This window comes from Paenibacillus jamilae (assembly GCF_050482105.1).
GTDB lineage: Bacteria > Bacillota > Bacilli > Paenibacillales > Paenibacillaceae > Paenibacillus > Paenibacillus jamilae_B.
Genome location: NZ_JBCNHI010000018.1, coordinates 684983 through 707003 on the forward strand (window position 1 = coordinate 684983; position 22021 = coordinate 707003).

General features: G+C 44.9%; 18 protein-coding genes. 11 read left to right on the plus strand and 7 right to left on the minus strand.

Going from position 1 to position 22021, the window contains the following annotated elements; all coding sequences use genetic code 11:
- Window position 1: 1 nt before the first annotated feature.
- Window positions 2-733: a lantibiotic immunity ABC transporter MutE/EpiE family permease subunit gene (locus ABEW32_RS18395; RefSeq protein WP_430190276.1), complete on the minus strand. Its 732-nt coding sequence runs from the start codon at window positions 731-733 to the stop codon at window positions 2-4.
- 1 nt (window position 734) lies between these two features.
- Window positions 735-1442, minus strand: a complete 708-nt coding sequence (locus ABEW32_RS18400) for a lantibiotic protection ABC transporter ATP-binding protein (protein WP_430190279.1) — start codon at window positions 1440-1442, stop codon at window positions 735-737.
- A gap of 150 nt (window positions 1443-1592) precedes the next feature.
- Here ABEW32_RS18400 and ABEW32_RS18405 point away from each other — a divergent pair, with 150 nt between their 5' ends.
- Window positions 1593-2720: an NAD(P)/FAD-dependent oxidoreductase gene (locus tag ABEW32_RS18405; RefSeq protein ID WP_430190282.1), complete on the plus strand. Its 1128-nt coding sequence runs from the start codon at window positions 1593-1595 to the stop codon at window positions 2718-2720.
- A gap of 201 nt (window positions 2721-2921) precedes the next feature.
- Here ABEW32_RS18405 and ABEW32_RS18410 read toward each other — a convergent pair whose 3' ends face one another.
- Complete coding sequence (locus ABEW32_RS18410; protein ID WP_430190285.1) at window positions 2922-3785, minus strand: MurR/RpiR family transcriptional regulator; 864 nt, start codon at window positions 3783-3785, stop codon at window positions 2922-2924.
- Window positions 3786-3965: 180 nt separating this feature from the next.
- Here ABEW32_RS18410 and ABEW32_RS18415 point away from each other — a divergent pair, with 180 nt between their 5' ends.
- Together ABEW32_RS18415 and ABEW32_RS18420 are read left to right on the plus strand one after the other, a co-directional pair.
- Entirely contained in the window at window positions 3966-4985 is a 1020-nt protein-coding gene (locus ABEW32_RS18415) for a Gfo/Idh/MocA family oxidoreductase (protein WP_430190288.1), read from the plus strand.
- Window positions 4986-5981 (plus strand): Gfo/Idh/MocA family protein, encoded by a 996-nt coding sequence (locus tag ABEW32_RS18420; protein ID WP_430190291.1) that lies wholly within the window; start codon window positions 4986-4988, stop codon window positions 5979-5981. It begins immediately after the preceding gene.
- 105 nt (window positions 5982-6086) lie between these two features.
- On the opposite strand, the gene ABEW32_RS18425 is transcribed toward ABEW32_RS18420, so the two are convergent.
- Both ABEW32_RS18425 and ABEW32_RS18430 read right to left on the minus strand, forming a co-directional pair.
- Window positions 6087-6464 carry a TetR-like C-terminal domain-containing protein gene (locus ABEW32_RS18425; protein ID WP_430190294.1) on the minus strand — a complete coding sequence of 126 codons (378 nt, stop codon included), beginning with the start codon at window positions 6462-6464 and terminating at the stop codon, window positions 6087-6089.
- Window position 6465: 1 nt separating this feature from the next.
- A complete protein-coding gene (locus tag ABEW32_RS18430; RefSeq protein WP_430190297.1) occupies window positions 6466-7377 on the minus strand; it encodes an AraC family transcriptional regulator in 912 nt (303 codons plus the stop codon).
- Window positions 7378-7783: 406 nt separating this feature from the next.
- Here ABEW32_RS18430 and ABEW32_RS18435 point away from each other — a divergent pair, with 406 nt between their 5' ends.
- The gene (locus tag ABEW32_RS18435; RefSeq protein ID WP_430190446.1) at window positions 7784-8770 is read left to right on the plus strand and encodes an aldo/keto reductase; all 987 of its coding nucleotides are present in this window, start codon (window positions 7784-7786) and stop codon (window positions 8768-8770) included.
- Between the two features lie 123 nt (window positions 8771-8893).
- On the opposite strand, the gene ABEW32_RS18440 is transcribed toward ABEW32_RS18435, so the two are convergent.
- Window positions 8894-11128: an alpha-galactosidase gene (locus ABEW32_RS18440; RefSeq protein ID WP_430190300.1), complete on the minus strand. Its 2235-nt coding sequence runs from the start codon at window positions 11126-11128 to the stop codon at window positions 8894-8896.
- Window positions 11129-11661: 533 nt separating this feature from the next.
- Between ABEW32_RS18440 and ABEW32_RS18445 the strand changes: the two genes are divergently transcribed.
- The 7 genes from ABEW32_RS18445 (at window position 11662) to ABEW32_RS18475 (ending at window position 18919) form a co-directional block, all read left to right on the plus strand.
- Window positions 11662-12519 carry a GRP family sugar transporter gene (locus tag ABEW32_RS18445; protein ID WP_430190303.1) on the plus strand — a complete coding sequence of 286 codons (858 nt, stop codon included), beginning with the start codon at window positions 11662-11664 and terminating at the stop codon, window positions 12517-12519.
- Between the two features lie 186 nt (window positions 12520-12705).
- Window positions 12706-13761, plus strand: a complete 1056-nt coding sequence (locus ABEW32_RS18450) for a LacI family DNA-binding transcriptional regulator (RefSeq protein ID WP_430190305.1) — start codon at window positions 12706-12708, stop codon at window positions 13759-13761.
- Window positions 13762-13813: 52 nt separating this feature from the next.
- Window positions 13814-14986, plus strand: coding sequence for a Gfo/Idh/MocA family protein (locus tag ABEW32_RS18455; RefSeq protein ID WP_430190308.1), 1173 nt, complete (start codon window positions 13814-13816; stop codon window positions 14984-14986).
- 36 nt (window positions 14987-15022) lie between these two features.
- Complete coding sequence (locus tag ABEW32_RS18460; RefSeq protein ID WP_430190311.1) at window positions 15023-15751, plus strand: ThuA domain-containing protein; 729 nt, start codon at window positions 15023-15025, stop codon at window positions 15749-15751.
- A gap of 71 nt (window positions 15752-15822) precedes the next feature.
- A complete protein-coding gene (locus ABEW32_RS18465) occupies window positions 15823-16929 on the plus strand; it encodes a Gfo/Idh/MocA family protein (protein ID WP_430190314.1) in 1107 nt (368 codons plus the stop codon).
- Between the two features lie 376 nt (window positions 16930-17305).
- A complete protein-coding gene (locus ABEW32_RS18470) occupies window positions 17306-17677 on the plus strand; it encodes a hypothetical protein (RefSeq protein WP_430190317.1) in 372 nt (123 codons plus the stop codon).
- Between the two features lie 60 nt (window positions 17678-17737).
- Complete coding sequence (locus ABEW32_RS18475; protein WP_430190320.1) at window positions 17738-18919, plus strand: DUF4272 domain-containing protein; 1182 nt, start codon at window positions 17738-17740, stop codon at window positions 18917-18919.
- 80 nt (window positions 18920-18999) lie between these two features.
- Here the strand turns inward: ABEW32_RS18475 and ABEW32_RS18480 are convergent, their stop codons facing one another.
- On the minus strand, window positions 19000-21756 hold the full coding sequence (locus ABEW32_RS18480) for a putative Ig domain-containing protein (RefSeq protein ID WP_430190322.1): 2757 nt from the start codon (window positions 21754-21756) through the stop codon (window positions 19000-19002).
- Between the last annotated feature and the right edge of the window lie 265 nt (window positions 21757-22021).

The following is a 22021-nucleotide window of genomic DNA, read 5'->3' on the forward strand; positions in this document are numbered from 1 at the left end:
CTTACTTAGCCTCCCGCTTGCGGAAAGATAGGGCCGTCAGTACGGACAGAATCATGAATAGACTAACTGTGATCCCTAGGCCAGGCACAATTACACCTCGATCCAAAAGCGGATCTCCTGAAGGAACCGCAAGCCCATTAGGCAGCACTTGAATGACGGCGCACATCAATCGCGCTGGAATAGCATAGGGTACCGCCCACCATATAGAAGACGTTGCGAACAAGATGGTGCAGGCTACATTGCCCAGCATGTTGATGATTAGGGTGGCAAACATGCCTATTCGGTCCGTTAGGAACAGACAAAGTGGGATTTGCCACAAAAAGGTAATGAAAAGTATCAGCGTTGCAGCGACGCTTCCTGCTAGTATCACGGAAGTTGAGAATATGAAACCGCCAAGAGTTATTCCTATAAATAGAATAATAGAGGAAATTATTAAGAGCCTTACACAAACCCCGATTTTACCGTACCATACCTGAGCCGAATCCACAGACATGCCGAGGATAGCACGGTATTTCAGTTTTTTGCCATCCTTTTGGATCACTCCTGAACACATTAAGGTGAGAGCGCCTGGAAGCAGCATGACATACCACCAATTGTAGCTGGCGCTTTGGAACATATGTCCTCCCATAAGTCCGGTACATAGAAGAAGAGTAACGATGGGGGCCAGCCAGATCAGTTTTTTCGTGAAGGTGCGCTTTAATTTTAAATATTCTGCTGTTATGTATTGCTGCATCTTACTCATCTCCCTTCCGATGTTCCTGAGCAATCTGCATGAACAACGATTCCAGGTTTTGTCCTGGGATGACCGCCTCTTGATAAGCTAATACGCCGCCGGCAATGATACCGACATGGTCAACGATTTGTTCGACTTCGGATAGGATATGACTGGATAGAATGACGGTAATTCCTTGCTTCGGGAAGGAACGAATCAGCTCGCGTTGCTCCTGAATACCAATGGGGTCTAGTCCGTTGGTGGGTTCATCTAAAATTAATAGCTTAGGATGGTTGAGGAGTGCAAGGGCAATGCCCAGCCGTTGTTTCATACCCATCGAGAATTGACCGGAGCGCTTTTTCCCGGTATGGGTCAAATCAACAATGTTTAATACTTCATCAATCCGCGAATCAGGTAGCCCTAGCAACGTTGTACGAACCTTCAGGTTCTCTCTAGCTGTCAAATTCTCATAGAGTGGAGGGGATTCGATCAGTGCGCCGATCTGAGCGAGATCTTTTCGCGACCATGGTTTTCCTTGAAACAAAATCTCACCTGATGTCGGCCGTAGCATGCCAGTTAACATTTTTAAAGTAGTTGATTTTCCTGCCCCATTCGGGCCAAGCAGTCCATACACGGAATTCTCATGAATAGACAACGCGACGTTGTTCACTGCCTGCTGTCGTCCAAAGGTTTTGCAGAGATTTTTAGTCTGTACAATAATGTTATCCATATCAATTCATCCTTTTCATTCGTTCTGACAATTACTTTACAGATCAATTCTAAGAACTTTATAAGGATTGAAATATTAATGTTTCAAACTTTATGCATTCATACAGTATTCGCTATAATGGATACAGTGATTTAGGAAAGGGATGTATTCATGAAGAAGGTTATCGTAATCGGAGCAGGAATTCTGGGGGCATCGACAGCATACCAGTTAGCAAAAATGGGCGCTGATGTCATTCTTGTAGACCGCAAAGATAAAGGACAGGCTACGGATGCAGCTGCTGGCATTATCTGTCCCTGGCTATCACAGCGACGCAATCAAGCTTGGTACCAGCTAGCCAAAGCGGGCGCACGTTTTTACCCCGGGTTGGTTGAGGAACTTAAGAGCGAGGGGGAAACAGAAACTGGCTATGCTCAGGTTGGAGCTCTTAGTATTCATGATGATTTGGAGAAAATCAAAAAAATGCAGGAACGGGCACACTTGCGGCATACAGATGCACCGGAGATTGGTGAAATTACGCAATTAAATGAAAAGGAAACCCATGAACGTTTTCCTTTGCTAGTAGATCGTTATCATTCTGTTCATATTAGCGGTGCCGCCCGTATAGATGGTCGTGCGCTACGCGATGCGTTGATCCGATCAGCCCAAAGAAATGGGGCAACCCTTATCCATGGGGATGCTGTGATTATGCATGATGCCGACCATGTAACCGGAGTAACGGTCGGCGCAAGCAGCTACTCATCTGATAAAGTCATTGTTTGTGCAGGTGCATGGGCCAATCAACTGATGCTGCCTTTGGGCATTTGCTTTAAGGTTAGTTTTCAAAAAGCACAAATCATGCATTTGCAGGTTCCTACTGAGCAAGATACAGGCACCTGGCCTGTAATTATGCCGCCTTCTGATCAATATTTGTTGGCGTTCGATCAACAGAAGATCGTAATAGGTGCGACTCACGAAAATGAAATCGAAGGCTACGATACAAGAATAACAGCAGGCGGGATGCAGGAAATTCTAAATAAAGGTTTAGAATTAGCACCTGGTTTAGCAAACAGCACTTTTCAGGAGGTAAGAGTCGGTTTCCGTCCGTTTACGCCCGGTTTTCTACCGGTGATCGGAGCTGTCCCTGGCTGGAACGGCCTTATAGCTGCCAATGGGCTTGGAGCATCCGGGCTGACCATGGGTCCCTTTATTGGAGATCAACTGGCAAAGTTGGCACTTGGGATGACTTTGGATATTAACATCGATGATTATGATATTCGAAATGCAATTGATGAAAGTTGATCCTTGATTGTGGACAATAGTTGAAAAGCAATAGTAGAAAAGCATAAGAAGCCGCCATACTGGCGGCTTTTTAGCAAACGATGAAAAATAAAGGTCTAGTTAGCAAAACACTAACTAGAGCTTAGTTGTCGAAGGACAACTATATATACTTATAAGTTACCTTTTATTTTGCAGTTAGAGAGAAGCAAATCTCTCTATACGTCATTCATTCATCATGTCATTGAGATGCGAATTCTCCAACGATTGTGTTAGGGTTTGCATATTTTTCAAGTAGTCGATTTTATAGATACAGGAGTAGATCACGTTTAATACATAGTCAAAGGCAATTTGTGATGAAAATGTACCAATCTTGGCATGTTTTACCTCGTCATTCGGTACCTGAATACAGATATTGCTTAGTTTGGCCAATTCACTTTGATTGGTAGCTGTAATGGTGATAAAAGGGATATTCTCACGTGTAAAATGTCGTGCTGCTTTTAAAAAAATAGGCGACTTACCGTGGTAAGTTAAGAAAATAGCGCAATCCTGCGACGTTAGATTAGCCGTATGATAAGCCCATTCAGACAGCTCCGTGGCTATAACCACGTATTTGTTGATTTTTACTAATTTATTCTGAAAACTTTTCGCTCGGATTTGTGAATCTCCTAATGCATATATAAAGATCCTGTTCGCTTGATCCAGCAACTGGGCCGTTTGTGACAGCAAGTTATCATCCATGAACGTAAAGTTTTTTTCAATCGTTTCCTTCATTAATTCAGCAATTTCCTTGGCCACTTGAAGTGGGGGTTCATCGAAACCGAATGGATAATTGGGGTCCACATTGGAAATGTTCTGGGTATTCTGTTGAAATTCCCGAGCAAGTTTAATTGTAAACTCCTTGAAGCCAGATAGCCCCAGCTTGTGAATTAATCGGTTAATGGCAGAATGCGAAGTATACGTAGCTTTGGCAAGCTCCTGAATATTAAAGTGCAGGATTTTTTCCTTATGGACCAAAATATAGGAAGCAATGCTTTTTTCATTTGGTGTAAAGTTGTGCATTTCTGATAATTGTATCAATATTTTCAACAGGTTCCCCCCGGTTCAATGAAAATAACATCAAATAAAAGACGTAAAATAAACATTTTGTTTAAAAACTAACCGTCTTGCTTACAAATATTCGGTTGAATGTACCATTTTGATGGCAAATTCTTTACGAGCGACGTCCTTTTACTATAATAAATGAAAAAGAGCCTAGGGGGAATTAATATGCTTACCATCGGTTATATTGGGAATGGCAAAAGCACCAATCGATATCATCTTCCTTTTTCATTGACCAGAGATCATTTGAACGTAAAGAAGATCTATGCCCGTAATCCAGATAAAGCAGAGTGGGACAAAATCGCTGGCGTGCAGTATACAGATCATCTTGAATCTGTAATGAACGATAAGGAAATTCAGTTGATTGTAATCTGTACACCTGTAGAATCCCACTACACCTATGCAAAAATGGCACTCGATCACGGAAAAAATGTTCTTGTTGAGAAACCCTTTATGTTAACGAAAGAAGAAGCTGTCTCCATCTTTCAATATGCCAAAGAGAAAAATCTGATAATACAGTGCTATCAAAATAGACGTTACGATTCGGATTTCCTTACGACCAAGAAGGTTATTGAATCAGGAAAACTCGGGGATTTGTTGGAGGTGGAGATGCATTTCGATTATTATCGCCCTGAAACTCCCAACGCCACCTCTCATTTTTCCAAATATAACAGTTACCTCTATGGACATGGCTCTCATACCATTGACCAGGCTCTTTCCTATTTTGGGAAGCCTGACACGATCCATTATGATGTGCGCCAATTGCTCGGTTCTGGAAGAATGAATGACTATTTTGATCTGGATTTTTATTATCCCTCACTTAAGGTATCCATCAAATCCAGCTTTTTTCGTTTAAAGGAGCGGCCGAGTTTTGTTGTATACGGCAAAAAGGGCGTTTTTATAAAGCAGACAAAGGATCGCCAGGAAGAGCATCTCAAATTATACTATCTGCCCAAGGGGCACCCTAATTTCGGCATGGATCAGCCTGAGCATTATGGCATTTTAACGTACCTAGACGATGATGGTCAGTATCATGAAGAAAAAGTCGTTTCTGAAAAAGGAGATTATGCCCGGGTGTATGACGATCTCTATCATACGATCATACACGGCAAAGAAAAGATGATCACAGATGAAGAAACAATAACTTCAATGGAAATACTTGAGAAGGGTATAGAGGGGTGTAACTAAATGAAATTAGGAATTGTCGGAGCAGGAATGATCGTAGGGGATCTGTTGAGCTTTATTCAGGAAATCCCGACCATTTTATTAAAGGCCATTTGTTCTAGACCTAGTCATGAAGAGAAGTTACTGGATTGGCAACGTAGATATGGCATCTCTCAAATTTATTCGGATTACAGCACAATGCTGATGAATAATGACGTGGATACTGTCTACATTGGGTTGCCTAATCACCTTCATTATTCATATGCCAAAGAAGCGTTATTGAGCGGTAAACATGTCATTTGTGAGAAACCGTTTACATCCAATGTGCATGAATTTCTAGAGCTAAAAGAAATTGCTCAGCAAAGAAAATTGGTATTGGTGGAAGCCATCACAAATCAATATTTGAAAAACTATTTGTCCATGAAGGAGTATCTGCCTAAACTTGGTGAGATTAAAATAGTTGAATGCAACTATTCTCAATATTCATCCCGGTATGAGGCTTTTAAATCAGGAGTAATCCAGCCTGCGTTTAATCCGGAAATGTCTGGCGGAGCCTTGATGGATATCAATTTGTACAATATTCATTTTGTTGTTGGCCTCTTCGGGAGCCCTAAGAAGACAGAATATTTGGCGAACATGGAACGTGGAATTGACACTTCAGGCATACTGCTGCTCGATTACGGCGATTTCAAGTGTGTTTGCATAGGTTCAAAAGACAGTACGGCACCCAATGCAGTGAACATTCAAGGCAACAAAGGCTATATACACATGGCCAGCTCAGCTAATATATGCGACTATTTTGAATACACGCCTAATAAGGAAACGCCCATCCACGTGGATCTGAAGGATCATTCGCATCGTATGTATGATGAATTCGTTGAGTTTGACCGTATCATCCGAGACAACGATTTGGAAAAAGTTTGGGATATGCTTGAACATAGTGAAAAGGTCATGAATGTCATTGAGGAGGCCAAACAGTCGGCGAATCTTGTGTTTGGTCCTGATAAACATAATCTTTAAAATACTTGTACCTAAAATTGAAGAAGCAACTCGCTTGAGCTGCTTCTGACTCATTGATGTGAGAGTAGCAGATAGATACGTCTGCTACTCTTTTTTCGCCCAGATTCACAATTTTCGGTCTAAAAGCATGCCAATTTGCTCGGCCATCTCGACCGGTGGGAGAGGTTTTTCGTTCATAAACCACCACTCTATGATCCCCACTACAGCGGACACTGCATAACGGACAACTACTTCTTTGTTTAATCCTCGATTTCTCTCTTCATTCATGTCGACCTCTTCCCGAAGTTCATCCATCATAAATTCAAGGAATCGAGTGCGGAAGTAAGGAGCGCCCTTACTCACCAGCATTGTGGAGAAAAATAAATAGTTAGCCTCAAAATATTCAAACCAGATCATTTCGGCTTCTGTAAAGCTCAAATGGGCCGATTCATTGCACAATCTTCGGAGTTCATCAATATGTGTGGCGATCAGCTTATCCAGCAAATCATAGGACCTGGTCGTATTTTTCCCTCAATCGCTTGATGTCCGCTCTTGGGGGAGCACCGAACATGCGAGAGTATTCACGGTTAAATTGGGAAGAACTCCCGTAACCGATCCTGTAAGCAACGTCCGCCGCGTCCGCCGATTCAGCTAATAAGATGCGACGGGCTTCCTGAAGTCTCAGCTGTTTCTGAAACTGGATCGGGCTCATGGAGGTTACTTCTTTAAAATGCCGATGGAATGAGGAAATGCTCATACTGGCGGTCTCTGCAAGATCTTCGATCCGAAAAGACTGATCCCAATGTTGAACAATATAGTCGATAGCTTCCCGGATTCGATAGGTGCTGCTTCCTTCGACCGCAATCTGAGCCAATTCGGCTCCATAGGGGCCCTGAAGGAGTCTATACAGAATCTCTTTTGTGTAGAGTGGGGCGAGAAACGGGATTTCTTCTGGAGTATCCAGCAGGCGGGCAAGTCTAAGCACAGCATCCTGAATAGACGGTTCCATTCGGCCGACGAATAAGGCACGTTTGGCGTTTTCTTTTAATTTGACCTGGATTTTAGAATCGTTCAGTACCTCAAGGATCTGATTATGGGTAAATTCGAGCTTGAGACTTAGGTAAGGAGATCCTGGAGAAGCTTTTATAATTTGACCGATCACTGGCAGATTCATAGACGCGATCAGATAATCGGAAGGTCCATATTTGAAATTTTCCTGTGCCAGCAAAATTTCTTTCAAACCTTGAACAACAAAACAAAAGGAAGGTTTGTAAACCCGGTAAACAGGCTCGGTTTTGCTGGAATGCTGATAGAAAAAAAGGGAAGGAATTGCTGTTTCCCTCGGCCTATTTTGAAGTGAATGACGCTCGATCAAACTGGTGAGCTCTTTTTGTTGTTCAAGAATGTTCTCCGACATTCAAATCCTCCTTGCGAGTTTGTCTGGCTCCATTATAAAACGCAACTGCCTGTAACAAAAGTAGTGGTGATAGGATCAGGCAATCAATTAAGACAAATGAGATACCGCTTTGCTTCTTCTGTTTGGCATAATAAAACTAAACTCACAGAATCAAGCAAGGAGGTGGATAACGGAATAGGAAGTGGGTTCAAGATAACGGCATTTAACAAGAACAATTTTCAACAGAGGGAGAAGATGAATCATTTGAATCGTTGGTTTAGGAACTTATTGGTTCAAAGGCTTATCACATTAATAGAGTTTGAAGAGCATGAAGGTTTCAAACAATTATATAATAGTTCTCTTGACAGAATCGTAAGCCAATTAACTAAAGAAAGATAATTAACGTCTTAAGGAAGGATGAATTATGATGCAAAAGCGTAAATTGGGAAATAGCGGTCTGGAAGTTTCTGCGATGGGGCTTGGATGCATGGGAATGAGCTACGGTTATGGCCCAGCTTCTGATCCAAAGAAAATGATCTCAGTCATTCGGGAAGCAGTCGAGCGCGGCGTAACTTTCTTTGATACCGCCGAAGTATACGGACCTTATACGAATGAGGAACTTTTAGGCGAAGCGCTTCTTCCTGTTCGCGACCAAGTCGTGATTGCCACGAAATTCGGCTTTCATATTCAGGATGGCAAGCAGTTCGGTATGAACAGTCGCCCTGAGCTTATCAAGAAAGTTGCCGAAGCATCGCTTAAACGTCTCAAGATTGAAGCCATCGATCTGTATTATCAGCACCGGGTCGATCCAGATGTGCCAATTGAAGAGGTAGCGGGAGCCGTGCAAGATCTGATCCGAGAAGGAAAGGTGAAGCACTGGGGATTATCTGAAGCAGGAGTGCAGACGATCCGTCGAGCACACGTCGTTCAGCCGCTTACTGCAATTCAGAGTGAATATTCTCTGTGGTGGAGACGTCCCGAAGAGGAACTCCTTCCTGCGCTTGAAGAGCTCGGCATTGGCTTCGTTCCGTTCAGTCCTTTGGGCAAGGGTTACCTAACGGGGAGTTTTACCGCAGACACGACATTCAGTCATGGTGATTTGCGCAATATTCTTCCGCGTTTTACTTCAGAAGCGCTAGAGACCAATCAGGTGCTGGTGGACCTGCTTAAAGAGATGGCTGAGCAGTTAAAGGCAACACCAGCCCAAGTTGCACTCGCCTGGCTGCTTGCCCAAAAGCCGTGGATCGTTCCGATTCCGGGCACGCGGAAATTGAGTCGTTTGGAAGAAAATCTAGGTGCCGTGACCCTTCAGCTTACGTCTGAAGATGTGCGGAACATTAGCAACGCAGCCTCACAAATCACATTGATGGGCGCGAGATATACAGAGGAGTTGGAGAGAAGAACGGGTCTGTGATTTAATAGTTCAAATCTTTCGTAGCTATGCAGAATGGATTGAAGGAAACCCTTATTTTCAGAGAGTTGTACCGGGTAAAATCATCAGATTTACACGAAAATGATTTCACCCGGTACGATATGTTTAAGAGGAAGTCTCTTTAGTTAAAGTGAATAATTGAGATGAAAAATCACATTTCTCCGCAATATTAAAATCCTGGTCAGCCTGATAAGGCGGGGTGAGTATAAGTCCGATGTTCATTAACTCGCTGCCTGTAAAACGTCGGTCCAGTTCTTCCACGAAATATACTGCCTTTTCGTCCAGTCCGATGAGCTTTAACCGCGCATAAGCTGCGTTGGGTCGTGAGAGTGTCTGGTACCAGCCGATGAGAGCATGCTCTCGTTCTGTATCAATGGTCATCCAAGCTGTCTCATTTTTTTCAAAGGGACTTAGCAGACGATAAAACGTTCCCTGGGTAACTAAACGTTGGTGACGTTTATACACTTGTATTTGCTTTTTGATTATACTGCACTCATCCTCGGTCAAGGCCAAGGGATCAAGCTCATAACCGAATACACCGAAGTAGGCGACATTCGATCTGGTTTGCAGCGGTGCGGTTCTGCCTACCTGGTGGTTTGGAATGGTTGACACATGAGCACCCATGCTGCTAAGCGGGTAGGCCATGGAAGTACCATACTGAATCTTAAGACGTTCAATAGCTTCGCTATCGTCGCTTGTCCATGTTTGCGGAGCATAATAAAGCATTCCTGGATCAAAGCGTCCCCCACCGGAAGCACAGGACTCAAATAAAATCTCAGGGTGCTTGGTAATGAGCTTCTCATATAAAGCATATACGCCTAGAACGTAACGGTGAAAAAACTCGCCCTGTCTTTCCTTGCCAAGAGATAATGAATAGGCTTCTGAAATGCAGCGATTCATATCCCATTTTACATATTCGATGTGAGCAGAAGAAAGTACGTCATCCATTAACTTAAACAAGTAGTCCACAACAGGCGGTTGGGAATAATCAAGGACAAACTGGTGCCGTCCATGCTTGCGTTTACGCCCAGGTGCTCCCACAACCCAGTCCGGATGTTCCCTCATAATATGAGAGTCGGAGTTAACCATTTCCGGCTCGAACCAAAGACCGAATTTCATACCGAGCTCATTAATTTTATTTGCCAAATTCGAGATTCCGTTCGGTAGTTTTTCACGGTTTTCAAACCAGTCACCGAGCGAGGAGGTATCATTGTTTCTTTGACCGAACCAACCATCATCCAGGACAAAGAGCTCAATCCCTAGTTCACTTGCTTTTTTAGCCATATCCACTATTTTCTTCTCGGTAAAATCAAAGTAGGTTCCCTCCCAATTATTGATCAATACAGGCCGTTCCCGGTCAGCCCAGCTACTGCGAATTAAGTGTTTATTGTACAGGCGATGGAACGCCTGACTCATGCCGTTCAAACCGCTCTGTGAATAGACCATAACTGCTTCAGGCGAATAAAAACATTCTCCTGGCTTCAGAGTCCAGCAGAATTTTTCAGGATGAATACCGAGGCTCAGTCGGGTAGTTGAATAACTGTCCACTTCTGCTTGGGCAAGAAAGTTTCCGCTGTAGACGAGATTCACTGCATATACTTCTCCTTGGTGTTCCTGAGCTCCCGGTTTGGCAAGCGCCATGAATGGATTGTGAATATGACTACTAATTCCTCGTGTGCTTCCAATGGACTGAACACCTGGTCTGAGGGGTGTACGCTCCACATGTCGTTCCCTACCCCATGCCCCCGATAAATGAATAAATTCATATTCGGAGTCAGGAAGATCAAGGCTCATGCTCATTAGACGGTTGACTCTCAGAGTACTATTTCCAGAATTCGTTATGGATACGGATCTCGTGATTACAGGCAGTTCACTGAAGATGGTGTAAGCTAGTACGGCAACCGCCCCTGTAAGGGAATCGGTCAGCGTGATCAGGAGTGTCTCTGCTTCATCTGCTTCCTTACAAAACGTAGCAGGGAGATGGGGGATTTTAGGTTTCCCTGTGATAACCTCGTAACGATCAAAGATGAACTCCATGACATGAGAACCATCCTCCTGTATGATCTCAACTGCTGGTTCTCTAAAGTCACCACTTCCCGAAGAAGGAAATTCCTGTTTAATGCTTTCCAATGATGTTACCAAGTCGCCATCAAACTCACCGACAGACACAGAGCGGTAGCTTCGTTCAATAAAACGGTCATATTGTCCCAGGTACTCTATTTTTTTGCCATAATATAAATGCTCTAATTGCCCGTTCTCCATGACGCGGAAAAGATAACTGCAGTATTTGTTCGTTAAGTAAAATGTAAGTTCCTTTGGGTTAACTTGTATATTAGCCATGTACATAGCCCCTTTCAAAATATAACAGACCTGTTGAAAGCGTTATTATTGAACATAGCATAACAAAGCCAGTGATAGAAAATACATTACTTTTTTTAAGCGAATTATGGGGAAAACAAAGAATTTTTCAAAAAAGTTATAGTTAGGTTCAACCTATTTCCTGAAAATTATCATTCTTAGCTTATACAATACTAATTTGATTAATTAACAATCCCTAACATATCACTTCTGCGGCAGAACTATATGTAACTGACACTGAAGACAACACGCTTTGCAAACTATTTCATCCAGCTTATATAGGAATTCGGTTGGTTATAATGATCAGTTGATTTTTTGCGCGAGCCTTTAAAAAATGTGATGGGCCTATTTCTTAGCATACCTAGGTGAAATTTATTTGTTTTTGCTATATTAATCTATAAAAATCTTTGTTTTTGAAAGCGGTTTTTTTTGCTATTGTAAAATTGTTGGTTTTTTCTTGCATGGTATTTTTAACGAATGTAGGAAGACTACCTTTACGGGAGGAGAAACCGCACGTGGATATAATAATTGCTTATATTCCAGCCATCGGCTGGGGAGTCATGCCGATATTGGCGTATATGACTAAAGCCAGTCTCCAAGAACGGCTGACAGGGACCGCTATAGGTGCTGTGCTGTTTGCCCTGGGCTTGTATATCATTCATCCAGCCTCAATTGCACTGCTTCCTTTTGTGGTAAGTTTTATATCCGGCATTTTCTGGGCAGCTGGACAATTGCTCTATTTTTATTCTTTTCAAAAGATAAGTGCATCTATAGCTATTCCTGTCATTTGCAGTTTACAGTTGATAGGGACGACGCTATTTGCAACACTTATCTTGAGTGAATGGATAACAGGCTACCAATATGTGATGGGCGTTGGATCTCTTCTGTGTATTCTGGCGGGAGTTCTATTAACCAGCTATCAGGTCAAGTCTGCTGAGCTGTCTATGTCTTTTCCAGTACCCATTATCTTGATGCTGGTTTGCTCCGGGTTAGCGTTAAGCAGTTATATAGTTATCAATCAGCACTTTCATATATCTGCATTGTCTGTCATTTTGCCGCAATCGCTCGGAATGTTATGCTCGGCCTTGGCTATGAATCTGAAAGGCAAGCATCGGCTGGGGTTCATTCCGGTGCTTCGCAATTTGTCTACAGGATTGGTTTGGAGCATTGCTAGTCTAGCACTATTTATGTTCAGCGGTCTGAACGGCATGGCGGCTAGTTTACCGATCTCTCAAGCGAGCATCGCGATTGCTTGTGTCGGTAGCATTATAATATTTAAGGAAAAGAAAAGCCCTCAGGAATGGATAGCTATACTTGTGGGAATTACGGTGCTGATGATAGGAGTAGGAATGATCAGCCTGCTTAAGCCCTAGAGAGAATTCGAAAACAGTGGCAGTCATGGACGAGAAAGTAATGTCCAAGGACTGCCGTTGTTTTATTGAACTATCGTAACTAATGTTTTTTCAGTAGAAAAAAAGCTGATAATCCTATAAAGCACGCTTTTCGGGATTGACAGAGGTATGGTAGCATGAGAAAATGTACGCGCGTACATAAAATGATTGGAGGTGGGCAATATCGTTTCGCGCAAGGAAGTAGCAGAACTCGCTGGCGTGTCTGAAGCGACGGTGTCTCGGGTATTGAACGCGACCGGTCCTATCAAGGAAGATACGCGAAAAAGGGTCCTGGACGTTGCCAATCAACTTGGATATGTTCCCAGTGCATTGGCCCGCAACTTTGCCCGAAGCAAGAGCGGCCATCTTGGTGTGGTTATGCCTTATGTCCCGAAGGCGCACCTGTTCTCTGCCTATTTTTTTTCCGAGATGCTCAGCGGCATCGGCAACAAGGCCAGAGACAGCGGGCTCGATCTGCTATTATTGTTTCGAAAGCCGGGGGAGCGGATGGACTACAGCAGTCTTTTCCGCCAGCAAAAGGTCGACAGCTGTATCATCCTTGGAGCAAGAGATGACCACGATGAGGTGGAGGCTCTGATGAGACTTCAGGAAGAGGGACGACCATTTTGTGTCATGAATCACCATTTTGAAGGACAGTCGTTCTGTGAAGTGGATGCAGACCATGTAGAAGGAAGCCGAGCAGCTGTAACTCACCTGATTGAGCAAGGGTGCAAGCGGATAGCCTTTCTCAACGGTCCAGATATCTACTCTAACAGCAATGAGCGATTAAAGGGTTATCTCGTCGCGCTCCAGGAGGCTGGTATTGAATATGACCACGAACTGATTCTGGAAGGCAATTATAGTCGTCGAAGTGGGCTTGAAGCGTCGGCTACAATTGTAGATCAATTAGATGATATTGATGCCGTATTTGCGGCGAACGACCGGATGGCCCTCGGTGTAATGCAGGGTCTCCGTGAGCGCGGGCTGGCAGTTGACCGATTTCCAGCGTTTGTAGGCTATGACGATTCGGATGCAGCTGAGATGGCTGTTCCGCCGTTAAGCAGTGTCCGCGTTCCTTTTTATGAGATGGGGGAGCTTGCAGCCTCGAAGCTTATACCCGATTCTCAGAATCTCATTCCGGCTCTGGAACTGACGAGGGGTGACTCAATCAGAGAACTCCTGTCCACTGCACTGATTATCAGGGCGTCATCCATTCGTCAATAACACCAGTCATCAATAATTCGTTGAAACTCATACCCATAAGGAGGATAACGGCATGTCTAATCGTCTTCGTATTGGAATGGTTGGCTACAAATTTATGGGCAAGGCTCACAGCAATGCTTATCGTAGTCTGCCCATGTTCTTCCCAGACGCCCCGCTACAGCCAGAGATGTCCGTTATTTGTGGACGTAATGCGCAAGGGGTTCAAGCGGCAGCCCGCCAATTCGGCTGGAGCGAGAGTGTTACGGATTGGCGTGATCTAGTGAAACGTAACGATATTGATCTCATTGACATTAACGCCCCGAGTAATGCCCATAAGGAAATTGTCATTGAAGCTGCCCTTCACGGCAAGCATCTGTTTTGTGAGAAGCCGCTTGCGCTTACACTGGCAGATTCCCGTGACATGCTGCAGGCAGCAAAGGAAGCAGGAGTCAGCCATATGATTGGCTTCAATTATCGCTTTTCACCGGCTGTCCAACTGGCGAAACAGCTAGTCGAAAGCGGTCGTCTAGGCAAGATTTATCATTTTCGTGCCTTTTTCCTTCAGGACTGGATCATGCACCCGTCATTCCCGCTGGTATGGCGGCTGCAAAAAGAAGTGGCTGGTTCTGGCTCTCATGGCGATCTTGGCGCCCATTTAATTGATCTCGCTCGGTTTTTGGTCGGCGAGTTTCACGAAGTCATCGGCATGAGCGAGACGTTTATTAAGCAACGCCCGCTGGCTTTGGAAATGAGCGGATTAAGCTCCAAAAGGAGTACCGAGGCCAATGCACCGATGGGAGAAGTGACGGTCGATGATGCCACGCTGTTCTTAGCACGTTTCGCTGGAGGTGCGCTGGGCAGCTTCGAGGCCACACGCTTTGCTGCTGGACACCGGAGCACAAATTCATTCGAAATCAACGGGAGTCTAGGCAGTGTACGGTTTGACTTTGAGCGGATGAATGAACTGGAAGTGTATTTCACACAGGATGAGGAAGACGTTCAGGGCTTCCGCCGCGTGCTTGCCACCGATCCTGCACACAAGTATTCCGAAGCCTGGTGGCCTGCAGGACATACAATTGGATTCGAGCACACCTTTACTCATGAGGTGCTTGAGATGTTGAGTGCTATCTCCGAAGGGCGGCAGCCTTCACCGAATTTTTACGACGGGGTCGCTTGCCAGGCCGTGCTAGAAGCAGTAGAACGATCTATACAGGAACGTCGCTGGGTATCCATTGAAGAAATGTAGTATAACAACACATTCCGAAAGGTGAGTGGATTACAGATGCGCAAGGCACTGATAGTATGGGGCGGATGGAACGGACATGAGCCGGAGCAGGTGGCGACCATTTTTGAACGCATTTTAAAGGAAGAGCAGTTCGAGGTGGGGGTGTCTAATACCCTTGATGCCTACCAGGATGCGGAGAAACTGCTTGGCCTTGACCTGATCATTCCAATGTGGACTATGGGCCAGATCGAGCAGGACTTGGTCAATAATGTTTCAGCAGCAGTTCAAAGCGGCGTAGGTCTGGCAGGCTGTCACGGTGGCATGTGCGATGCCTTTCGGAACAACGTAGACTGGCAATTCATGACAGGTGGGCAATGGGTTGCACATCCCGGTAATGATGGGGTGGAATATATGGTGAACATCAAGCGTGGCTCCAGCCCGTTGCTGGACCATATTGAGGATTTTCATGTCAAAAGCGAGCAGTACTACCTCCATGTAGACCCTGCGGTTGAGGTGCTGGCAACCACGCGCTTCCCGGTCGTTCCGGGACCTCATTCGGCCAATGGGGCAGTGGATATGCCCGTTGTATGGACAAAACGGTGGGGAAACGGCCGCGTGTTCTACAATTCGCTAGGTCACCACGCAGACATCATAGATATGCCTCAAGTGACCGAGATGATGCGCAGTGGGTTCCTGTGGACTGCGGCAGGCAAACAGGCGGCGACCAGCCGCGCCAGCTCCATGGCGGACATATATACGGGTATGGCAGACAGCCAACAGCAGTAACGTGAACAGGGGTTCGAAGTAATAAAAGAATGCCGTTATCCATTTTTTCTGAAGGGGAAGGGAGTCCAGGCATGAAAAAAATGAAAGTGGGCATTATCGGTTGTGGCAAAATTAGCGGAATTTACATGGAAAATTGCCATCGTTTCGGCATTCTGGAGCTGTTCGCAGTAGCGGATTTGGATCAAGGTCGGGCAGAGGAGCAGGCGGCAGCGTTCAATGTTCCGAACGTATATTCAGTAGATGAGATTTTGGCTGATCCGCAGATCGAACTCATCATTAATTTGACCATTCCGGCTGTTCACGCCGATGTGTGTCTCAGAGCCCTTGCGGCAGGCAAGCATGTCTATGTGGAGAAGCCACTTGCCGTCACCCGTGAGCAGGGCCAGGCAGTCTTGAAGCTTGCTCATCGCAAGGGACTGCTTGTCGGATGCGCACCGGAGACCTTCTTCGGCTCCGGCATACAGACATCATTGAAGCTGATCGAAGATGGAGTCATTGGAAGTCCGGTAGCTGCAACGGCCTTCATGATGAGCCGTGGACATGAACATTGGCATCCTGATCCTGAATTTTATTATGCAGCCGGCGGTGGCCCGATGTTTGATATGGGCCCTTATTATTTGACGGCTTTGGTGCAATTACTGGGACCGATTGCCACCATTTCGGGTATGACCAGCAAGGCGATGGATCAGCGAACGATTACGAGCGAGAAAAAGAGAGGCCAGACTATCCCGGTCGATATTCCGACTCATGTAGCTGGATTGTTGCGCTTCAAGCAGGGAGCTGTCGGTTCGCTGATTACCAGCTTTGACATCTTTGGTGGAAGCACTCTGCCACCAATCGAGGTTTATGGTACGCATGGCACATTGCAGGTGCCTGACCCGAACACATTCGGAGGGCCAGTTCGCTATAGACTGTTAGGCGAGCAAGAATGGACAGAGGCACCGCTGCTGCCGGGCTACCAAGAGAATACACGGGGTATCGGTGTTGCTGATATGGCCTATGCTATCCGTGGCGGACGCCCTCACCGCGCCAGCGGGGAACTGGCCTACCATGTGCTGGAAGCGATGTGGGCGTTTCATGATTCTTCCGATCAGCAGACCTTTTATCAGATGCAGAGCACATGTCAGCCCCCGGCCGCTTTACCGGAAAACCTGCCCTTATATACGCTAGATGTGTAAACGAGTACTAACCTGAAGCTGATCCGCAGCTACAAGAATTACAAGACTGGAGGGGCTGTCCCAATAGTCGGTCTGGGATTTGCGCATTCTGCTTTGAATATTTATTACTATAAAAAAGAAGGCTCCGGATTCGCTTTGACAGCGGCTTTGGAGTCTTCTTAGTTAACTAAGGAATGCGCTTTGAATAGGCCTTTTAGCTTGATTAGTTCTATAAAGTCGTTCTAATATAAAAGAAACATCAGCTGACATCAACGTACTCTTCATACTGTGGCGCTGTGAATGTATTCTTGATAATTCATGAGAAATAGATTTATAGATTGATACAATGTGAGCGAAAAATATCAGACCAATTTCAATTTTTGAAGAGGGTGAAAATATGTGTAGATATGCAATGTATGGTCCGTACAAAGATATCTTTGCCTGCTTTGCTTGTAGAAAGGTATATAAGCAAACATCCCGCTTTGAGCTGCCAAAGGACGAATATGAAGGGATTGTCCATGTCTGTCCGCAATGCCAGACGCCCATGCATGACATGGGGCATGATTTTCAGGCCCCGAAGCACACAGATATCAAGCAATGGAAAAAGGTAGAGCTTCTGTATCGTAGTGGATACTCTTATCATTCCTGCGGTTGTGATGGTCCCGGATACAGACCTTCCCGGCTGCAAGATGTTCCAGAATTTCTGAAGGAACAGCGAAGGTTTAAGAATAAGGGAGAGGCGTTGCTGCATCGGCTTTTGCAGAGTTAGTTGAATCAAGCCCGTAATGGACACGGGCTATTCGTATCGTTGACATAAGGAGAGGGCATCATGAGAAATTGTGCGCTTTACAGCTCAACCTTCGACCTGAATCAGGTTGAGAGATTATTAAAGTCGATTTATCTCAGCAACAAGATACACGTGAATGATAGCAAAACTAGGTTTGAGATCAATAGCCGAGGTTGGTTTAGTAAGAAGGTCAAAAGTTTTAACATAATGACCAGCAAAACGAATCCAGAGGAATTTGCCTCCATGCTTCACGGAATGATAAATTTTTTTAGTCAGATTCCTGCTGAGAACGAACAGTTGCAACAAAAGCTGCTGATCAAGATGAGTACGCTAAATATGGTGATTGGTGTGGAGACCGAGGAGGATATATCTGAAGCCTTTTTTGCCGAAATGCTTGATATCATAAATTCGCTGGACGGGCTGATGTTCTGGGGTGGCGGTGAGCTGCTTGCACCTGACGGAAGTCTACTGCTGGATGTGAATGGGCGTTCGGAAGTGGAAGATTATACAGTTACTGCTCATGTTAGTTATTTGTACGGAGAGGACCGAATTAGCGAATCCGGGATAGAGCGAAAGCTGCGGTCAGAAAAGATATTGCTCGATCAAGGCTTTACGCAAATGCCGCCGATCCCAGGAAGGCTAGGAGATGAAGCCGCAGACAGCATACGCTCCCTTAAGGAAGTGGCTGGCCGAGCCGTTGCTTTGTGTATTGTTGCACTGAAAGGCGAGTGTATCGGTGCGGGTGAAAGCGTAGATGATACAGAACGGTTGATAAATCAAGTGACTAATCAGTATGGGGCAGACCGTTTCTTTTCACCGGAAGAGAGAAGGTTTCTATCCAATGATTATGTCGATGAGTCGGAAGGAATTCAGTTCTCCTGGCGTTATGAAAGCTTTTGGACTCTGTTATGGGCTTTGGGCCATCTTGAAAAGCTAGGTGACCCAACTGGGATTTGCGACGTGCCGTTGTCGGTTTCAAAGCTGCAGCAATTTGACTCATTTGAAGCTTTTCTGTCAAGCTCAAAGCTGCGCAGCAGCAAGGAGATTTTAGATGAAGCTGATTTAATATGGCGTTATGATTGGATATGTGTGAACAGCCGCATTCATAAACAGCCAGCCCCTGAAAATTTGGATGATGGTGTAGTGTATGAACGTCATCGTGTGCTAAAATGGCTCACCGGTTACATGGGACAGGCTTGGGATGATGTGCGCACAGATACATAATAGAAGCCTAAAAAACAACAATCCTCTACCGAATAAAGTAGAGGATTGATTGTTTAATTGCTTGGTATGGGGCACTTTACTTAAAATTCATGACGTTGACCGAAAATTCGTAATTCACTGATCTCAAACATTGTGCTTTGTGGCTCGATCATGGCCAGCTTGAAGAAGCGGAAAGGGGTATTTTTATATTCATCCCTTACGTAGAGCCGCTGTTTTTCCTCGGTTCGAACAGTGATCTGGTCTGTCAAACGGGTCCAATTCTCCTCATCATTCGAACCAAACACGGCAAGGCCGGAGATCCGCTCGGGAAAACTTCTTCTGCCTTGGACCTCGAAAACATGCGCATTGATTTTAAACTTGCTTCCGAAGTCAAGGGTGTGGTACTGATTCAAGGCCAATCCATAAGCGACATAACTGTTGTCATTATTATCTGTAAGACTTGATAAATAATTGCCGAAGGAAGACGTAGAGAGCATCTTCACAAAGTTGAGGCTTCCATCCGGCAAAGTGATATTTAGAAGCTCTAATCCTTCTACTGCCTCACGAGCGGTTTGCAAATTTACATAAAACGCTGCATCTGTATCCGTTGCAATATGATTGGTAACGTCTATATATGCATTTGTGTAAGTCGCAAAGGAGGCCGACACATAACTCTCAGCCAGATTATATCCGGTGGTAGCTGCAGTAACGGCAGATGGTCGGTCAGCTGTCACTTCAATCTTTACATGTTTCGTAGCTAATGAAGTTCCGTCGCTCGCTACGATGATAAAAGAGCTTGTTCCAGTTTGCGTGGGAGTCCAAGTGAAAGCTCCGGTGTGGGCATCCAAGATGGCACCTGTAGGCCCATCTGCCATCTCATAAGTGATGACATCGGAAGCGCTCGAATCCGTAGCAGAAAAATCTGCGTTGATCCTTCCACCTGTATACGTAAATAGGTTCAGCGTGGATGAACCGGAGGCAAACGCTGGCACGGACAACTGGCTACCCGCCAGGACATGGAAGTGATCCAGGTCTACCTGGGCACCGTTTCCCTTTACCTTCATGTACATAAGACTATAGTTTTCATCTATCTCCGCATATGAAACTCTGTCAATGGACATATCAAAGGTGACATATCTCCATTGTCCTTTTGTATCCGGCAGCGAAATCGTATGGAAAGGGGCAGAGTTTTTTTCTTTACTTAGTTCAAGAGTTGCGACTCCTTGGGTCCTGATTTTAAGACCGATGAGTTTGGTGGAGGTTCGCTGACCGAAGGAAAGATTCAAAGGCACAATTGTACTGCCCTCGCCTGTTGCTGTAATTTCCACATAGGAAATTGGACCTTCCTGCTTGGTTATCGAATGGCTATCAAGAGCTGTATATCGGTCTTCGATTTCTACTATAGCATCACTCGTCATTTCCTTCGGGACATTATTTGACCCCTCCAAAACGGCTGCCGGAGGAATATACAACCAGAAATCACCGCCTCCATCTGGACTCTCCCATGCTTTGGATAGTGCACCTTTATAATAATAATTTGGTGGGATACGTTTTGTGAACGCTTCATAAAAGTACGGCGCTTTCTCCGAGAGGTTGATTTTTTTGCTGTAAGTATAATAGTAGTATATGTCCCAAAACTGGGCGGTGTTCATTCTACCTCTATAAAAATCGGATATCGCCCTATAAATGCCCATCGGATGACCGCTCGCATCCATGGTATAAACAACTGGGGTCCACGGGGTATCATATCCCAACATGTATTGCCAAAAATAATTGGCTGCCGTCAGAATTCGGTGATCCAGAAAATCAAAAATATCGACCGCATTCGGAGCGGTTGATACCGTGCCTTTTATGGGGTCTATCTTGGTGTCTTGGGCAAGAAGCATACGGGAAATAATTGCTGCATTCGTAATGTCTCCCGCGCCATGAGCCTGGTCCCTGCCCATTTCCACGTGCTGGATGACCGGTTTATCCAGTTTCTCTCCCGTTACAGAATTGGTGTCTACCAGACGAAATAGTTGGTTAATTGAACCATTAATTCCTTGATCCGTTGCCGTTTTGTTCACAGTAAACCATTCTACAGCCTCTTCATATCTATTGGTGTTGTCTGTAAAAATATATCCTGCCATGGCTCCCAGTAGGGGATAGGTGTGTTGGTTCATGAAATGATTGTTATCGTGAAGAAACGTTTCCGTAACCGGGATAATAAGATTGTTGCTAAAATTGGTCGTATCCTGGTCCGTCCACTTCAAGGATTCTGTCTTGCAACTGGAGTACCGTAATATCTCTGCGGCCGTTACCATCCGGTTCAGCGGAATCCCAGTATGAATGTGAGCGTCGGTAAAATAGGCGTATTTCGCAGGGTCCATTTGTGACCAAATGCGAATAATGCGCATAGCATTAGCCCGGTAGGTTTCATCGCCTGAAATATAATATAGCAGCGCTTGTGTATACGCTTTCAAACCATCGGATATAAATCGCGAGTTAAAACTCTGGCTGTTAAAAGCATCACTGGCCGGTTTCGTTGGTTCCATAGGATTTTGGTTGCTGGATGTAATCGACTTTGAGGTGGTTGACGATACCAACATGGCCTTATAATACGAATACCAGGGTTCCTGCTTCGCCATAATTTGTGCCCGCATGTTTTCAAGAATGTCCTTGGTTACTCCGATCCCGGGATGCAGAAATCCGTTGTTGGTTGTTTCCACCATTTCTACAGCATCGGTTGCGATCGGCTGTTCCATTGTAGACAACGAAGCAGATGCAGGCGACCAAGGCATACATATGGCAGCAAAAATCAGTGCAGAAAAAACGGCTGTCATTCGCCTCCACAGACTCATTTGGTATAGTTTATACATTCTATTCAGAAAATCTCCTCCTTTACTGTTCAGTCAAGAACACAATAGCAGAATGGAGAAGGAGAGGTATGCTGTTTTTTTTAGAAAAATGTGCAGAAAAACTGGTGAATTCCACTGCACCTACAACTATTAGTTGGAGTCTGCAACTGGAGCGTATTCTCTTTGATCCTTTTGAAGTAGGAACAGCATATTCAAACAATTGGTTAAAAAAGCCACACATAAAGATGCAATAAGTTCATTGATGTACACTCATTTGCATGATATT

What these genes read in the sequence shown, in the direction of transcription:
- ABEW32_RS18395 (WP_430190276.1), bottom strand. Translation starts at nt 733, where the DNA reads ATGCAGCAATACATAACAGCAGAATATTTAAAATTAAAGCGCACCTTC.
- ABEW32_RS18400 (WP_430190279.1), bottom strand. Translation starts at nt 1,442, where the DNA reads ATGGATAACATTATTGTACAGACTAAAAATCTCTGCAAAACCTTTGGA.
- ABEW32_RS18405 (WP_430190282.1), top strand. Translation starts at nt 1,593, where the DNA reads ATGAAGAAGGTTATCGTAATCGGAGCAGGAATTCTGGGGGCATCGACA.
- ABEW32_RS18415 (WP_430190288.1), top strand. Translation starts at nt 3,966, where the DNA reads ATGCTTACCATCGGTTATATTGGGAATGGCAAAAGCACCAATCGATAT.
- ABEW32_RS18420 (WP_430190291.1), top strand. Translation starts at nt 4,986, where the DNA reads ATGAAATTAGGAATTGTCGGAGCAGGAATGATCGTAGGGGATCTGTTG.
- ABEW32_RS18430 (WP_430190297.1), bottom strand. Translation starts at nt 7,377, where the DNA reads ATGTCGGAGAACATTCTTGAACAACAAAAAGAGCTCACCAGTTTGATC.
- ABEW32_RS18435 (WP_430190446.1), top strand. Translation starts at nt 7,784, where the DNA reads ATGCAAAAGCGTAAATTGGGAAATAGCGGTCTGGAAGTTTCTGCGATG.
- ABEW32_RS18440 (WP_430190300.1), bottom strand. Translation starts at nt 11,128, where the DNA reads ATGGCTAATATACAAGTTAACCCAAAGGAACTTACATTTTACTTAACG.
- ABEW32_RS18455 (WP_430190308.1), top strand. Translation starts at nt 13,814, where the DNA reads ATGTCTAATCGTCTTCGTATTGGAATGGTTGGCTACAAATTTATGGGC.
- ABEW32_RS18460 (WP_430190311.1), top strand. Translation starts at nt 15,023, where the DNA reads ATGCGCAAGGCACTGATAGTATGGGGCGGATGGAACGGACATGAGCCG.
- ABEW32_RS18465 (WP_430190314.1), top strand. Translation starts at nt 15,823, where the DNA reads ATGAAAAAAATGAAAGTGGGCATTATCGGTTGTGGCAAAATTAGCGGA.
- ABEW32_RS18470 (WP_430190317.1), top strand. Translation starts at nt 17,306, where the DNA reads ATGTGTAGATATGCAATGTATGGTCCGTACAAAGATATCTTTGCCTGC.
- ABEW32_RS18475 (WP_430190320.1), top strand. Translation starts at nt 17,738, where the DNA reads ATGAGAAATTGTGCGCTTTACAGCTCAACCTTCGACCTGAATCAGGTT.
- ABEW32_RS18480 (WP_430190322.1), bottom strand. Translation starts at nt 21,756, where the DNA reads ATGTATAAACTATACCAAATGAGTCTGTGGAGGCGAATGACAGCCGTT.